The following is a 15,080-nucleotide window of genomic DNA, read 5'->3' on the forward strand; positions in this document are numbered from 1 at the left end:
CGTGGTCGGTCTCGCAGCAAGGTCAGTCGTCGTCATCGTCATCCCAGTCGTCGTCGAAGTCATCGTCCCAGTCGGCAGGCGGTAGCGGAGGCGGGGGCACGAATCCGTCCGGTGCCACCGGTTGTGGCGCGGGAGTGGGCGTGGGTTCACTCGGTCCAGGTAGAGGGGGAACGGGTTGTGGGGTACCCGGGGCGGATTGCACGGGTGCGGCGGGTGCAACGATGGGTGCGGGCAACGGGGTCTGCTCGCCCGTCGATCGAGTCGTCAGCAATGCCGTGACGAGCACGGCGAGCGTGAGCAGTCCCAGGGCCGAGACGATGATGGTTCGCACACGGCCGAGTCTGACGACGGTGGATTGTGGCTACGTGAATCGGAGATGAGAGTTCTCTCATGTCGTCCGAGGTCCGGTGGTGCACACCCCGGTTCTGTTGTGTGACGAATAATCGTCGAAGATGCGTGACGGGTACCAATCGTTTCTTACAGTGATCAGGTCGGCGGCTCGGATTCGTCGGTGTTCGAGAGCCGGTTGTTGGAAAGGGAAGTGCAATGAGGTTTCGGCAAAGACGCGGGCCGATCGCGGTCGGCGCGGTCTGTGCGGTCGCAGCACTGACTGTCGCGGCCTGTTCGAGCACCGGTGGGGCTCCTCGATCGTCCGACGACGGAAGCAACGCGGGAGTCGCCGACACTCCGTCGGCGACGATCGCGATGATCACGCACGAGGTTCCCGGCGATACCTTCTGGGATCTGGTCCGCAAGGGTGCCGAGGCCGCCGCGGCCAAGGACAACATCGAACTGCGCTACTCCGCAGATCCCGAGGCACCCAACCAGGCCAACCTCGTCCAGAGTGCGATCGACTCGAAGGTCGACGGAATCGCGGTCACTCTGGCCAAGCCCGACGCGATGGCCTCCGCAGTCGAGACGGCAAGCGCCGCAGGCATTCCGGTCGTCGCGTTCAATTCCGGCTACGACTCCTGGAAGGACATGGGAGTCCAGCAGTACTTCGGCCAGGACGAGACCATCGCCGGACAGGCTGCTGGAGCGCGCCTCACCGAGGACGGTGCTCGCAAGACGCTGTGCATCATCCAGGAGCAGGGCGCGGTGGCACTCGAGGCTCGCTGCGCCGGCGTCAGGCAAGGCTTCACCGGAGGCACCACCGAGATCCTCAACGTCAACAGCAAGGACATGCCGTCCGTGGAGTCGACCATCACGGCCAAGCTGCAGCAGGATCCGACGATCGACCACGTCATCGCCCTCGCCGCTCCGATCGCTCTGACTGCGGTGCAGTCCAAGACCAATGCGGGTAGCGACGCCACGATCGTCACGTTCGACACCAACGCAGCACTCGTCGATGCGATCGAGTCCGGCGACGTGGCGTGGGCCATCGATCAGCAGCCGTATCTGCAGGGTTACCTGGCCATCGACTCGTTGTGGCTCTACCTCAACAACGGCAACACGATCGGTGGAGGTACACCGGTGCTGACCGGGCCCGCGTTCATCGATTCGACCAACATCGACGCGGTCGCCGAATACGCCCGTAACGGCACGCGCTGAGTGCGTCGCTCCGGCGCGGAAGGAAATTCATGTCCACACAGGCCGATCCGGCTCTGTCCGAACACACCGTGATCGCAGACGAGCGGGTCAAGAAGCAGAAACCGTTGCAGCGATTGCTGATTCGACCGGAGGTCGGTGCCCTGTTCGGCGCGGTCGCCATCTTCGTCTTCTTCTGCATCGTGGCACCGCCGTTTCGATCGCCCGAGGCTCTGGCCACCGTGCTGTACGCATCCTCGACCATCGGCATCATGGCGATCGGTGTCTCCCTGTTGATGATCGGCGGAGAATTCGACCTCTCCACCGGGGTTGCGGTGACGTTCTCCTCGATCATGGCCTCCATGCTGGCCTACAACCTGCACCTGAACGTCTGGGCGGGCTCTGCATTGGCGCTGGTGTTGGCACTTGCGGTCGGTTTCCTCAACGGATACCTGGTGATGACGACGAAGATTCCGTCGTTCCTGATCACATTGGCGTCGTTCCTGATGCTCACCGGCATCAATCTCGCCGTCACCAAGCTCGTCACCGGCCAGGTCGCCACCCCGTCCATCTCGGACATGGAGGGATTCGACTCGGCCAAGGCCTTCTTCTCGTCCTCGTTCTCGCTGCTGGGTGTCTCGGTCCGCATCACCGTCGTGTGGTGGATCGTGTTCACGCTCGCCGCGACCTGGGTGCTGATGAAGACCCGGACCGGCAACTGGATCTTCGCAGTCGGCGGAAACCAGGAATCGGCGCGTGCGGTCGGCGTCCCGGTCACCCGGGTCAAGATCGGCCTGTTCATGTTCGTCGGCTTCTGCGCCTGGTTCGTCGGCATGCATCTGCTGTTCGCGTTCGACACCGTCCAGTCCGGCCAGGGCGTGGGCAACGAGTTCCTCTACATCATCGCCGCCGTCATCGGTGGATGCCTGCTGACCGGTGGATACGGTACGGCTGTCGGTGCTTTCATCGGAGCGTTCATCTTCGGCATGACCAACCAGGGCATCGTCTATGCCGGCTGGAACCCGGACTGGTTCAAGTTCTTCCTCGGCGCGATGCTGCTGTTCGCAGTGATCGCGAACAGTTCCTTCCGCAACTACGCGGCGAAAAGGTGACCATGACGTCCTCTGCGAACACGCCCCTCATCGAGCTGAAAGGCGTCGGCAAGAGCTACGGCAACATCATCGCGCTGCACGGGATAGACCTCCGCGTCGGTGCCGGTGAGGTCACCTGCGTTCTCGGTGACAACGGCGCAGGCAAGTCCACTCTGATCAAGATCATGTCCGGTCTGCATCGGCAGTCGGAGGGGGAACTGCTCGTCGATGGCAAGGCGACGACGTTCGGTTCGCCGAAGCAGGCGGTGGAACAGGGTATCTCCACGGTCTACCAGGACCTCGCGGTCGTCTCCCTGATGCCGGTGTGGCGCAACTTCTTCCTCGGCCAGGAACTGCGCAAGGGCACGATCTTCAAGACCCTCGACACCCATGCCATGCGCGCGACGACGATCGACGAACTCCGCAAGATGGGTATCGATCTGCCGGACGTCGATGCCCCCATCGGCTCGCTGTCCGGTGGCCAACGTCAGTGCGTGGCCATCGCTCGCGCCATCTTCTTCGGTGCCCGGGTGCTCATTCTCGACGAGCCGACCGCCGCTCTCGGCGTCAAGCAGTCCGGCATGGTTCTCCGGTACATCTCGGCGGCCAGGGAGAAGGGCTTCGGCGTCGTGTTCATCACCCACAATCCGCATCACGCGTACATGGTCGGAGATCACTTCGTTCTCCTCGATCGTGGACGTCAGACGTTGGACTGTGCGCACCACGACATCTCGATCGACGACCTCACCAAGGAAATGGCGGGCGGCGACGAACTGGCGACCCTCTCCGACGAACTGCGCCGCTGACCGGCGAAGGCCGCGGTGCATGCGTGAGAATCGGGCGCGGCGGGTAGAAGATCGGTAGCGGTGCCCGATGAGAGGTGCCAGACGAAGGAGCCGAACATGAGCGAGCACGAGCCCCTCGGACCACTGTCGCCGGACTTTCTCGAATCCGATTTCTACGGGTATCAGAGCATGCTCGACGAGGCCGAGACCGAGGTGGTCCTGCGTACCCGCCGGTTCCTGCAGGAGGAGGTCGCGCCGCGGGCGAACGAATTCTGGGAGGAGGCCACCTCGCCGGTGCACCTGATGCCGAAAATCGCCCAGCTCGAGATTGCTGGTCTCGGCTACGCGTTCGACGATCGCAAGGCCTCCCGCAAACTGCTCACCGGCTGGCTCGAAATGGAGTTCGCGCGGGTCGATCCGTCCACCGGAACGATGTTCAGCGTGCACAGTTCGCTGGCGATGAGCAGTATCTCCATTCTCGGCTCCGAGGAGCAGCGCCAGCGGTGGTTGCCCGCCATGCGCCGGATGGAGACGATCGGCGCGTTCGGACTGTCCGAACCGCACGGTGGCTCCGACGTCGCAGGCGGACTCGAGACCACCGCTCGACTCGACGGAGATCACTGGATCCTCAACGGCAGCAAGCGCTGGATCGGCAACGCCACCTTTGCAGACCTGACCATCGTGTTCGCCAAGGACGAGGCCGACGGTGAGGTCAAGGGCTTTGTGGTCGAAAAGCATTTCGAGGGATTCCGGGCCGAGAAGATCGAGGGCAAGTACTCGCTCCGCGCGGTCGAGAACGCCGACATCCATCTGGAGAACTGCCGAGTCCCGGTCGAGAACAAGCTTGCCGAGGCCAACTCGTTCGCCGACACCGCGAAGGTGCTCCGCTTGACCCGTGGGGGAGTGGCGTTTCAGGCCGTGGGCGTGATGATGGGCGCGTACGAGCGGGCCGTGACGTACGCGCGCGAACGCGAACAGTTCGGATCTCCTATCGCGTCGTTCCAGCTCATCTCCGACCTGATCGCACGCATGACGGCGAACATCACCGCCTCGCTCGGCATGGCGATTCGTGTCTCTCAGCTGCAGGACAACGGCGTCCACTACGACGAGCATGCGGCGCTCGCGAAGACGTTCTGTACGACGCGGTTGCGCGAAGTGGTGAGTTGGGCCCGAGAAATTATGGGCGGCAACGGAATTCTGATCGAGCACGACGTCATCAGGTTCTTCGCCGACGCCGAGGCGCTGTATTCCTACGAGGGCACCGCGCAGATCAACAACCTGATCGTCGGCCGTGGTGTGACCGGCTTCAGCGCGTTCGTCTGAGACCGGAAACGGAAAGCGCCCCTTCGCATATGCGAAGGGGCGCTTTCCGTTGTGGATGTGCCTGCTAGCGAGCGAAGAGCAACGCGCGCTTGACTTCCTGAATCGCCTTGGTCACCTGGATGCCGCGGGGGCATGCGTCGGTGCAGTTGAAGGTGGTGCGGCAACGCCACACACCCTCGACGTCGTTGAGGATGTCCAGGCGTTCGGTTGCACCCTCGTCACGGCTGTCGAAGATGAACCGGTGTGCGTTCACGATCGCAGCGGGGCCGAAGTAGCTGCCGTCGCTCCAGAACACGGGGCACGAGGTGGTGCAGCACGCGCACAGGATGCACTTGGTGGTGTCGTCGAACCGGGCGCGGTCCGCTGCGGACTGGATCCGCTCGCGGGTCGGCTCGTTGCCCGTCGTCATGAGGAACGGCTTCACGGCGCGGAACGCGTCGAAGAAGGGCTCCATGTCGACGATGAGGTCCTTCTCCACCGGCAGACCCTTGATGGGCTCGATGGTGATGTTCAGCGTCTTCGACGAGTCCTTGGGGAGCATGTCGCGCATGAGCACCTTGCAGGCGAGACGGTTGACACCGTTGATGCGCATCGCGTCGCTGCCGCAGACACCGTGTGCGCACGAGCGGCGGAACGTCAGTGTGCCGTCCAGGTAGCCCTTCACGTACAGCAGGAGGTTGAGCAGCCGGTCGGTGGCCAGGGTGGGGACCTGGAAGGTGTCCCAGCGCTGACCGTCACCGTTCTCGGGGTTGAAGCGCGCGATCTTGAGGTTGACCATCACCGCGCCCTCGGGGACGGGCGGCAGATCGGACTCGTTGGACTTCTTGTCCAGTGTTGGTGCGCTCATATCAGTACTTCCGCTCCATCGGCTCGTAGCGGGTTTGGATTACCGGCTTGTAATCCAAGCGGATATCGGTCAGCAGACCTTCGCCCTCTTTGTAGGCCATGGTGTGCTTCATGTACTCGGCGTCGTTGCGCTCGGGGTAGTCCTCGCGAGCGTGTCCGCCGCGCGATTCCTTCCGGTTGAGTGCGCCGACGACCGTGACCTCCGCCATTTCGAGCAGGAAGCCGAGTTCGATGGCCTCGAGCAGGTCGCTGTTGTAGCGCTTGCCCTTGTCCTCGACGGTGATCTTGTTGTAGCGCTCCTTGAGGGCGCGAACATCCTTGAGCGCCGTCTCGAGACGTTCCTCCGTACGGAACACCGATGCGTTGTTGTCCATCGACTGCTGCATCTCGGTACGGATGTCGGCTGCGCGCTCGTGACCGTGGTCGGACAGGATCAACTCCAGCCAGTCCTGCACCATCTTCGCCGGCTCCTCGGGGAGCGGGGTGAAGTCGACCGAGTTCGCGTACTCGGCCGCCGCGATGCCGGCACGACGTCCGAAGACATTGATGTCGAGCAGCGAGTTGGTGCCGAGACGGTTGGCTCCGTGCACGGAGACGCAGGCGCATTCGCCGGCCGCGTACAGGCCGGGGACGATGTCCTCGTTGTTGCGCAGAACCTCGCCACGGATCTTGGTGGGGATACCGCCCATCACGTAGTGGCACGTCGGGTAGACGGGCACCGGTTCCTTGACGGGGTCGACGCCGAGGTACGTGCGGGAGAACTCCATGATGTCCGGGAGCTTCTCGTCCAGAACTTCCTCGGGAATGTGCGTGACGTCGATGTAGACGTAGTCCTTGTTCGGGCCGCCACCGCGTCCTTCGAGCACCTCGAGCACCATCGAGCGCGCGACGATGTCGCGGGGCGCGAGGTCCTTGATGGTCGGTGCGTAGCGCTCCATGAAGCGTTCACCCGACTCGTTGCGCAGGATGCCGCCCTCGCCACGCACGGCCTCGGAGATGAGGATGCCGAGGCCTGCGAGACCTGTCGGGTGGAACTGGTGGAACTCCATGTCCTCCAAGGGAAGACCCTTGCGGAACACGATGCTCATGCCGTCACCGGTGAGGGTGTGGGCATTGGAGGTGGTCTTGTAGATCCGGCCCGAGCCGCCGGTGGCGAAGATGATCGACTTCGCGTGGAAGATGTGCAGCTCGCCGGTGGACAGCTCGTAGGCGATGATTCCGGTCGCGACAGGACCGTCGTCGGTCTCGGTCAGACAGAGATCCAGTGCGTAGAACTCGTTGTAGAACTCGACGTCGTGCTTGACGCAGTTCTGGTAGAGCGTCTGCAGGATCATGTGGCCGGTGCGGTCGGCCGCGTAGCACGCACGACGCACAGGAGCTTTGCCGTGATCGCGGGTGTGGCCGCCGAAGCGCCGCTGATCGATCTTGCCCTCGGGCGTCCGGTTGAACGGAAGACCCATCTTCTCGAGGTCGAGAACTGCGTCGATGGCTTCCTTGGCCATGATCTCCACGGCGTCCTGGTCGGCGAGGTAGTCGCCGCCCTTGACGGTGTCGAACGTGTGCCACTCCCAGTTGTCTTCCTCGACGTTGGCCAAAGCGGCACACATGCCGCCCTGAGCCGCGCCCGTGTGCGAGCGCGTGGGGTAGAGCTTGGTCAGTACGGCTGTGCGAGCACGGGGTCCGGCCTCGATCGCAGCACGCATACCGGCACCGCCTGCGCCGACGATCAGTACGTCGTAACGATGTTCCTGCATGTAAGCGTCAGTGTCCTTAGCTCGCCGTGATGTTGGGATCGAACGTGAAGATGACGTAGGTGCCGACGCCCATGATGAGGATCATCGACAGCACCAGCAGCGTGGTCAGCCAGAATCGCGTCGAGTCCTTGCGGGAGTAGTCCGCGATGATCGTCCGCAGGCCGTTGCCGCCGTGCAGCTGCGCCAGCCAGAGCATCGTCAGGTCCCAGAACTGCCAGAACGGGCTGGCCCAGCGACCGGCGACGAACGCGAAGTTGATGCGGTGCACACCGTCGTCGAGCATCAGCATGATGAACATGTGGCCGAGGACGAGCACGACGAGTGCCAGGCCGGAGAAGCGCATGAACAGCCATGCGTAGAGCTCGAAGTTGCCCTTGCTCTGGCGCCGCGGTGAACGCGGGTTGGCCAAGCTGGCCGGACGGTCGTAGTTCGTGCCGAGGACCTTCGCCTCGGGACCCTGCGTCGACATCAGTGACCACCCGCCGTGAACATGTTGTAGAAGATTCGTCCCGCGCCGGGGATCATGACGACGAGCCAGACGACTGCGATCGCCCACAGCATCGGCTTCTGGTACTGCGGTCCCTTGGACCAGAAATCGATCAGCATCACGCGGATGCCGTTCAACGCGTGGTACAGCACTGCCGCGACGAGACCGATTTCCATCAGACCGACGAGCGGGGTCTTGTAGGTCTCGATGATGGCGTCGTACGTCTCGGGGTTGACCCGGACCATCGCCGTGTCGAGGACGTGGACGAACAAGAAGAAGAACGTCAACACGCCAGTGATGCGGTGCAGAACCCAGGACCACATGCCCGGATCCCCGCGGTACAGGGACCGCTTGCGCTCCTTGACCGGAGCGACTTCCGTCGTGCTACTCATCGAGTGCAATGCCTCCAACGTCGTTGGTGGACGCATCGAGCCCCGGTGGTCGGTCTTGCCTGGCTCGATTTGTCGCGATTCGGCCCTAGTGCTGGTTGTACTAGCCGCTTACTCGAAACTGTAAACCCATTCGAAACACGGAACTAATTCGACTCGAGGTTCGTACGGTGCCGAAATCCGGTGTTAGGTTTGCCTTCCCAATTGATGCACGCACTTTCGGGCGGATCTCTGCATCAATTCAGACGCCGTGATTGGATGGTTCACCATGAACGAAATCGACTGGAAGACGTTGCGCGACAATGCTCATGAGGCCATGGGTCGTGCCTATGCCCCGTACTCGAACTTTCCGGTCGGTGCAGCAGCTCTGGTGGACGACAATCGGATAGTCACCGGGTGCAATGTGGAAAATGTCTCATACGGTTTGGGGCTGTGCGCGGAGTGCGGGTTGGTGTCGAACTTGCACTCGACCGGCGGCGGCAGACTCGTGGCCTTTTCGTGCTGCGATTCCAGGCGTGAAATTCTGATGCCGTGCGGGCGATGCCGACAGCTGCTGTACGAGTTCGGCGGCCCGGATCTGCTCGTCGACACCGTCTCGGGACCGGCTCGACTGGCAGAGTTGCTCCCGAACGCTTTCGGCCCCGACAACCTCGACGAAGGACGCGTGAACAACCATGCCTGACGCCGTATCCATCATCAGTGCCAAGCGCGACGGACGCGTTCTCGACGACGAGCAGATCGAATGGGTGATCGCCGAGTTCACCCGCGGATCCGTCGCGCCGGAACAGATGTCGGCTCTCGCGATGGCCGTTCTGTGGCGCGGATTGTCGCGTCGCGAGCTCGGTACGTGGACGAACGCGATGATCGCGTCGGGCACACGAATGGACTTCTCGGCGCTGCCGCTGCCCACCGTCGACAAGCACTCGACCGGTGGTGTCGGAGACAAGATCACGCTGCCGCTGGCTCCGCTCGTCGCCGCCTGCGGGGCCGCTGTGCCGCAGCTGTCGGGTCGAGGACTCGGGCACACCGGCGGAACACTCGACAAGCTCGAGTCCATCCCCGGATGGCGAGCGGATCTGAGCGGCGAGGAGATTCATCGCATTCTGGCCGATCCGGCGATCGGTGCCGTCGTATGTGCTGCCGGTGCCGATCTGGCTCCGGCCGACAAGAAGCTCTATGCACTGCGCGACGTGACCGGAACGGTCGAGTCGATACCGCTGATCGCCAGCTCGATCATGAGCAAGAAGATCGCCGAGGGCACCGGGGCACTCGTGTTGGATGTGAAGGTCGGTGCCGGTGCGTTCATGAAGAACGTCGACGACGCACGTGAACTGGCCACCGCGATGGTCGAACTCGGAACCGATGCGGGCGTACGCACTCTGGCGGTCCTCACTGCGATGGACACCCCCCTCGGGCTGACCGCAGGCAACGCGCTGGAGGTTCAGGAATCGGTCGAGGTCCTTGCCGGAGGTGGCCCGGCCGACATCGTCGAGCTGACGATCACGCTTGCGCGCACGATGCTCGCCGCTGCCGGGATCGAGGGGATCGATCCGGCCGACAAGCTCGCCGACGGTTCGGCCATGGATCGGTGGCGAACGATGATCGCCGCGCAGGGCGGCGATCCCGATGCCGCACTACCCGTCGCCCGCGAGAGCCAGGAATTCACTGCTACGCACGACGGCGTCGTGACCGGACTGGACGCGATGGGCGTCGGACTGGCGGCGTGGCGGCTGGGGGCAGGCCGAGAACGTCAGGGTGAGCCGGTGCAGAGCGCAGCCGGGGTGCGGCTGCACGCCAAGCCCGGTGATCGGGTGCGGGCCGGGGATCGGCTCGCAACCCTGTACACCGACACCCCCGAGCGTTTCGAGTACGCGCAACAGGCACTCGAATCCAGCTGGGAGATAGGGGCCACGGCCACGCAGCCGAGGCCCCTCGTGATCGACCGCATCGGGCTGTAGCGAGACCGGTCAGATCAGGTTGCCCGCCTCGGTCAGCACGCTGCGCAGGATCTGCTCCATCTCGTCGAACTCCTTCTGACCGCAGATCAGCGGCGGAGCCAGCTGCACCACCGGGTCACCACGGTCGTCGGCGCGGCAGTACAGGCCTGCGTCGAACAGGGCCGTGGACAGGAAACCGCGAAGGATGCGTTCTGCTTCGGCGTCGCTGAACGTCTCCTTCGTGGTCTTGTCCTTGACCAACTCGATGCCGTAGAAGAATCCCTCGCCGCGCACGTCTCCGACGATCGGCAGGTCGTGCAGCTTCTCGAGCGTTGCCCGGAACGCCGGTGCGTTGTCTGCGACGTGCGCGTTGATGCCCTCGCGCTCGAAGATGTCGAGATTGGCCATGGCAACGGCGGCGGAGACGGGGTGGCCGCCGAAGGTGTATCCGTGCGCGAAGCTCGAGGTGCCGTCGTCGAACGGCTCGAAGAGCTTGTCGGAGGCGATCATTGCGCCGATGGGCGAGTAGCCCGAGGTCATTCCCTTCGCGCAGGTGATGATGTCGGGTACGTAGCCGAAGTCGCTGCAGGCGAACATCGACCCGATGCGGCCGAACGCGCAGATGACTTCGTCGGACACGAGCAGAACGTCGTAGCGGTCGCAGATCTCACGGACGCGCTCGAAGTATCCGGGCGGGGGAGGAAAGCACCCGCCGGCATTCTGAACCGGCTCGAGGAACACCGCGGCAACCGTGTCGGGGCCTTCGAACTCGATGGCCTCGGCGATGCGATCCGCAGCCCAGATTCCGAACGCCTTCGGATCGGTGTCCAGGGGAGCAGGGGCGCGGTAGATGTTGGTGTTCGGCACCCGGAACGCACCCGGCGTCAACGGCTCGAACGGCTCCTTGAGCGCCGGAATTCCGGTGATGGCGAGTGCGCCCTGCGGGGTGCCGTGGTAGGCGATGGACCGCGAGATCACCTTGTGCTTGCCGGGCTTGCCGACCTTCTTGAAGTACTGCTTGGCGAGCTTCCATGCGCTCTCGACGGCCTCGCCTCCGCCGGTGGTGAAGAAGACGCGATTGAGATCGCCCGGGGCGTACCCGGCGAGCCGCTCGGCGAGCTCGATCGCAGGTTCGGTGACGTACGACCACAGGGGGAAGAACGCCAACTCCTTGGCCTGCTTGGCGGCAGCCTCGGCCAGTTCCTCGCGTCCGTGGCCCACCTGCACCACGAACAGTCCCGAGAGACCGTCGATGTAGCTCTTGCCGTTCGAGTCCCAGATGGTCGAGCCCTCACCGCGGGTGATGATCGGGGGTGTGACCCCTGCGCCGTGGCGGGTGAAGTGGCCCCACAGATGCTTGGCTGCGGAAGCGTCGAGTTCGGATGTCGTTCGCGTCATCGTGTTCCCCAATTGTATTGCTGCTTGACGAGTTTGAGATAGACCAGCGTTTCGGTGCTGGTGACACCGTCCAGGCTGCGGATCTGTTTGTTCAGGATCTGCAGGAGTTGTTCGTCGTCCTCGCACACCACTTCCACGACGACGTCGAACGACCCTGCGGTGAGGACGACGTAGTCGATCGCATCGATCGCCGACAGTTCCTCGGACAGTGCATGACTGTCACCGGTGCATTTGATGCCGATCATGGCCTGCCGCTTGAACCCCACCTGCACCGGATCGGTCACCGCGACGATCTGCATGACGCCGGAGTCCGTCAGGCGCTGAACTCGTTGACGCACAGCCGCTTCCGAGAGTCCGACGGCTTTGCCGATGGCAGCGTACGAGCGACGCCCGTCCTCCTGGAGTTGCTCGATGATCGCCTTGGAGACGTCGTCGAGTGCGATGGGTGGTTGCTCGGGCATGGATCGATCTTGTCACTGTCGTGGCCGTGAACACAACCCGTCGACGATGAAAAGCGTGTCAATTGTGGATTCAGACGACAGAATCAGTTGTCGAAAGGCTGGAAACAGAGAGAATCCGTGGGTCCGACGGTACTCTGCAGGCATGGCGAACATTCCTGGTTGTTGGATCGACGGACGCGCGGTCGACGGTAGTGGTGATCGGTACGAGGTCGACGATCCCGCGACCGGAGCTGTCGTCGCCGAGGTCGGTCTGGCGACCGCCGAAGACGTCGATTCGGCTCTCGCGCATGCCCGATCGGCCTTTCCCTCGTGGTCCAGCGCCACCCCCGCACACCGCAGCGCTGTGTTGCTGGAACTGGCGCGTCTCGTTGCGGCCGACGCGGAGAACTTCGTGTCCGAGGAGGTGGCGCAGACCGGTAAATCGACAAGGTTGGCAACGGAATTCGACGTTCCGGGGAGCGTGGACAACATCGAGTTCTTCGCCGGAGCTGCGCGGCACCTGGACGGTAAGGCTGCTGCGGAGTACTCGGGTGAGCACACCTCCGCCATTCGGCGTGACGCCGTCGGAGTGGTCGGTTCGATCACGCCGTGGAACTATCCGCTGCAGATGGCGGTGTGGAAGGCGATACCGGCGTTGGCGGCCGGGTGTTCCATCGTGCTCAAGCCCAGTGAACTCACGCCACTGACCACGTTGCGGTTGGCGCGGTTGGCCACCGAGGCAGGCGTGCCCGACGGGGTGTTCAACGTCGTCACCGGAACCGGTCTCGACGCCGGAGTCGCGCTGTCCTCCCATGCAGGACTGGACCTGATGACCTTCACCGGCTCCACTCCCGTCGGCAGGCGCGTCATGGCGCAGGCCGCCGCGCACGGAACTCGGGTGCAGCTCGAGCTCGGCGGCAAGGCACCGCTGGTGGTCTTCGACGACGCGGATCTCGATGCCGCTGTGCACGGTGCTGTCGCCGGATCGTTGATCAACGGCGGTCAGGACTGCACGGCAGCCACGCGCGCCATCGTCGCCGAATCCCTGTACGAGGACTTCGTCGCCGGGGTCGCCGAGTTGATGGGTCGCGTCGTCGTGGGAGACCCGACGGATCCGGCAACCGACATGGGTTCGTTGATCTCCGTCGCGCATCGAGATCGGGTGGCGGCGATGGTGGATCGGGCTCGCGACGCGGGGGCCAGGGTGGTGACCGGAGGCCGTGTCCCGGAGGGCCGGGGTGCGTTCTATCCGCCGACCCTGATCGCCGATGTCGGTGAGCAGGACGAGATCTATCGCGACGAGGTGTTCGGTCCGGTGCTCACGGTGTCCAAGCATCACGGCGACGACGATGCGATCCGGCGCGCCAACGACACTGCGTTCGGACTCGCCGCATCCGCGTGGACCCGAGACCTGTACCGCGCGGGCCGAGCGACGCGGGAGATCGCCGCCGGCTGTGTGTGGATCAACGACCACATCCCGATCATCAGCGAGATGCCACACGGCGGATTCGGGGCCTCGGGCTTCGGAAAGGACATGTCCAGCTACTCGCTCGACGAGTACCTCACCGTCAAGCACGTCATGACCGACATCACCGGTGTGGCTCGAAAGGCTTGGCATCGAACGGTGTTCGCGGCGGCCGATCCCGAAGCGCAGGAGGACGCCCGATGAGCGCATCATGGGCAACCGAACCCACCGACCGCGGTGTGGCGATGGTGGCGGGCGCGGCACCGGAGTCCTACTGGCTCGATCGTCCCGAACGCCCGGCACCGCGGACACGGCACACCGGTTCGGCTGCAGCGGATCTGGTGATCATCGGCGGCGGATTCACCGGACTGTGGGCGGCTCTGCAGGCGGCAGAAGAGAACCCGAACCGATCGATCGTGCTGCTCGAAGGCGACCGCATCGCCGAGGGCGCAACCGGACGCAACGGCGGCTTCTGTGCGGCCAGCCTGACGCACGGACTGGGCAACGGACTCGACCGCTACGCCGACGAACTACCCGAGCTGCTGCGGATGGGCACCGAGACGCTCGACGCGATCTGCGCGACTGCGGAGAAGTACGGGATCGACGCCGAGATCGAGCGCACCGGCGAGCTCGACATCGCCAATTTCGACTGGCAGGTGAACGACCTGCGGGAGCTCGGTGACGAGGGTGCACGCCTGTCGCAGCCGATGGAATACCTCGACGCCGCTGCAGTGCAGTCCAGGATCACCTCACCGATGGCGCGCGGTGCACTGTTCGACCCCGATGTCGCGATGATCGACCCCGCCAAACTCGCCTGGGGCCTGGCCGACGCGGCCGAATCGCTCGGCGTTCGCATTCACGAGAACACTCGGGCGCTGTCGATCGACAAGTCCGGCAACGGTATTCGAGTGAAGACGGGCTACGGCACCATCGAGGCCGGCAAGGTGCTGCTGGCCACGTCGGCGTCGAAATCGTTGCGCCGCAAACTCCGTCACTGGATCGTCCCGGTGTGGGACTACGTGATCATGACCGAACCACTGACGTCGGCGCAGCTCGCCGACATCGGCTGGTCCGGCCGCGAAGGATTGGCCGACTCCGGCAACCGATTCCACTACTTCCGGTTGACGGCGGACAACCGCATCCTGTTCGGCGGGTGGGATGCGCACTACTTCTACGGTAGCGACACCGACCCACGCCGAACCCAACACCCCGAAGAGTTCGCATTGCTCGCCGAACACCTGCTGCAGATGTTCCCGAGCCTCGAAGGAATTCGCGCCACCCATGCCTGGGGCGGATCGATCGACACGTGCTCGCGGTTCAGCGCCTTCTGGGATCTCGGAATGAACGGACGGGTGGCCTCGGTGGCCGGGTTCACCGGACTCGGCGTCGGCGCGTCGCACTTCGGGGCCCGCACCGCGCTCGATCTACTCGACGGCAAGGACACCGAACGAACACGCCTGAAGATGGTGCGCAGCATGCCGCTGCCGTTCCCGCCCGAGCCCCTCAAGTCGATCGGAATCAACATCACCCGTGCGGCATTCGCCCGAGCCGACCGCAACGGCGGAAAACGCGGCCTGTGGCTCAAGGGCATGGACGCGCTCGGTCTCGGCTTCGACAGCTGAGGTGCCAAAGGCAGTG

General features: G+C 64.1%; 15 protein-coding genes. 8 read left to right on the forward strand and 7 right to left on the reverse strand.

What is annotated here, in order from left to right; genetic code table 11:
- Window positions 1-22 precede the first annotated feature (22 nt).
- A complete protein-coding gene (locus tag R4P47_RS03295) occupies window positions 23-331 on the reverse strand; it encodes a hypothetical protein (RefSeq protein WP_094739455.1) in 309 nt (102 codons plus the stop codon).
- A gap of 215 nt (window positions 332-546) precedes the next feature.
- Here R4P47_RS03295 and R4P47_RS03300 point away from each other — a divergent pair, with 215 nt between their 5' ends.
- The 4 genes from R4P47_RS03300 to R4P47_RS03315 all read left to right on the forward strand — a co-directional run bounded on the left by R4P47_RS03300 (window position 547) and on the right by R4P47_RS03315 (window position 4,726).
- On the forward strand, window positions 547-1,551 hold the full coding sequence (locus R4P47_RS03300) for a substrate-binding domain-containing protein (protein ID WP_094633746.1): 1,005 nt from the start codon (window positions 547-549) through the stop codon (window positions 1,549-1,551).
- Window positions 1,552-1,580: 29 nt separating this feature from the next.
- Window positions 1,581-2,639, forward strand: coding sequence for an ABC transporter permease (locus tag R4P47_RS03305; protein WP_037188152.1), 1,059 nt, complete (start codon window positions 1,581-1,583; stop codon window positions 2,637-2,639).
- A 2-nt stretch (window positions 2,640-2,641) separates the two neighbouring features.
- Window positions 2,642-3,424, forward strand: a complete 783-nt coding sequence (locus tag R4P47_RS03310; protein WP_149405390.1) for an ATP-binding cassette domain-containing protein — start codon at window positions 2,642-2,644, stop codon at window positions 3,422-3,424.
- A 96-nt stretch (window positions 3,425-3,520) separates the two neighbouring features.
- The gene (locus R4P47_RS03315; RefSeq protein ID WP_149405391.1) at window positions 3,521-4,726 is read left to right on the forward strand and encodes an acyl-CoA dehydrogenase family protein; all 1,206 of its coding nucleotides are present in this window, start codon (window positions 3,521-3,523) and stop codon (window positions 4,724-4,726) included.
- A 64-nt stretch (window positions 4,727-4,790) separates the two neighbouring features.
- Here R4P47_RS03315 and R4P47_RS03320 read toward each other — a convergent pair whose 3' ends face one another.
- Genes R4P47_RS03320 through sdhC form a run of 4 tightly spaced genes read right to left on the reverse strand, consistent with a single transcriptional unit; the run spans window position 4,791 to window position 8,205 of the window.
- A complete protein-coding gene (locus tag R4P47_RS03320) occupies window positions 4,791-5,573 on the reverse strand; it encodes a succinate dehydrogenase iron-sulfur subunit (RefSeq protein ID WP_037188150.1) in 783 nt (260 codons plus the stop codon).
- Window position 5,574: 1 nt separating this feature from the next.
- Complete coding sequence (gene sdhA, locus R4P47_RS03325) at window positions 5,575-7,326, reverse strand: succinate dehydrogenase flavoprotein subunit (protein ID WP_037188148.1); 1,752 nt, start codon at window positions 7,324-7,326, stop codon at window positions 5,575-5,577.
- Window positions 7,327-7,342: 16 nt separating this feature from the next.
- Window positions 7,343-7,795, reverse strand: coding sequence for a succinate dehydrogenase hydrophobic membrane anchor subunit (locus R4P47_RS03330; RefSeq protein WP_032397462.1), 453 nt, complete (start codon window positions 7,793-7,795; stop codon window positions 7,343-7,345).
- Window positions 7,795-8,205: a succinate dehydrogenase, cytochrome b556 subunit gene (gene sdhC, locus R4P47_RS03335; protein WP_082073728.1), complete on the reverse strand. Its 411-nt coding sequence runs from the start codon at window positions 8,203-8,205 to the stop codon at window positions 7,795-7,797. The genes R4P47_RS03330 and sdhC overlap by 1 nt, the downstream gene beginning before the upstream one ends.
- 265 nt (window positions 8,206-8,470) lie before the next feature.
- Here sdhC and R4P47_RS03340 point away from each other — a divergent pair, with 265 nt between their 5' ends.
- Both R4P47_RS03340 and R4P47_RS03345 read left to right on the forward strand, forming a co-directional pair.
- Window positions 8,471-8,884, forward strand: coding sequence for a cytidine deaminase (locus R4P47_RS03340; RefSeq protein ID WP_037188964.1), 414 nt, complete (start codon window positions 8,471-8,473; stop codon window positions 8,882-8,884).
- Window positions 8,877-10,160, forward strand: a complete 1,284-nt coding sequence (locus tag R4P47_RS03345) for a thymidine phosphorylase (RefSeq protein ID WP_149405392.1) — start codon at window positions 8,877-8,879, stop codon at window positions 10,158-10,160. The genes R4P47_RS03340 and R4P47_RS03345 overlap by 8 nt, the downstream gene beginning before the upstream one ends.
- 9 nt (window positions 10,161-10,169) lie before the next feature.
- Here R4P47_RS03345 and R4P47_RS03350 read toward each other — a convergent pair whose 3' ends face one another.
- The gene (locus tag R4P47_RS03350) at window positions 10,170-11,537 is read right to left on the reverse strand and encodes an aspartate aminotransferase family protein (protein ID WP_037188144.1); all 1,368 of its coding nucleotides are present in this window, start codon (window positions 11,535-11,537) and stop codon (window positions 10,170-10,172) included.
- Window positions 11,534-11,998 carry an Lrp/AsnC family transcriptional regulator gene (locus tag R4P47_RS03355; protein ID WP_037188142.1) on the reverse strand — a complete coding sequence of 155 codons (465 nt, stop codon included), beginning with the start codon at window positions 11,996-11,998 and terminating at the stop codon, window positions 11,534-11,536. The genes R4P47_RS03350 and R4P47_RS03355 overlap by 4 nt, the downstream gene beginning before the upstream one ends.
- 142 nt (window positions 11,999-12,140) lie before the next feature.
- On the opposite strand from R4P47_RS03355, the gene R4P47_RS03360 reads away from it, so the two are divergent.
- Both R4P47_RS03360 and R4P47_RS03365 read left to right on the forward strand, forming a co-directional pair.
- Entirely contained in the window at window positions 12,141-13,646 is a 1,506-nt protein-coding gene (locus tag R4P47_RS03360; protein WP_094739453.1) for a gamma-aminobutyraldehyde dehydrogenase, read from the forward strand.
- Window positions 13,643-15,064 (forward strand): NAD(P)/FAD-dependent oxidoreductase, encoded by a 1,422-nt coding sequence (locus R4P47_RS03365; protein WP_149405393.1) that lies wholly within the window; start codon window positions 13,643-13,645, stop codon window positions 15,062-15,064. The genes R4P47_RS03360 and R4P47_RS03365 overlap by 4 nt, the downstream gene beginning before the upstream one ends.
- The last annotated feature ends 16 nt before the right edge of the window (window positions 15,065-15,080 follow it).

This window comes from Rhodococcus sp. IEGM 1370 (genome assembly GCF_033142325.1).
GTDB lineage: Bacteria > Actinomycetota > Actinomycetes > Mycobacteriales > Mycobacteriaceae > Rhodococcoides.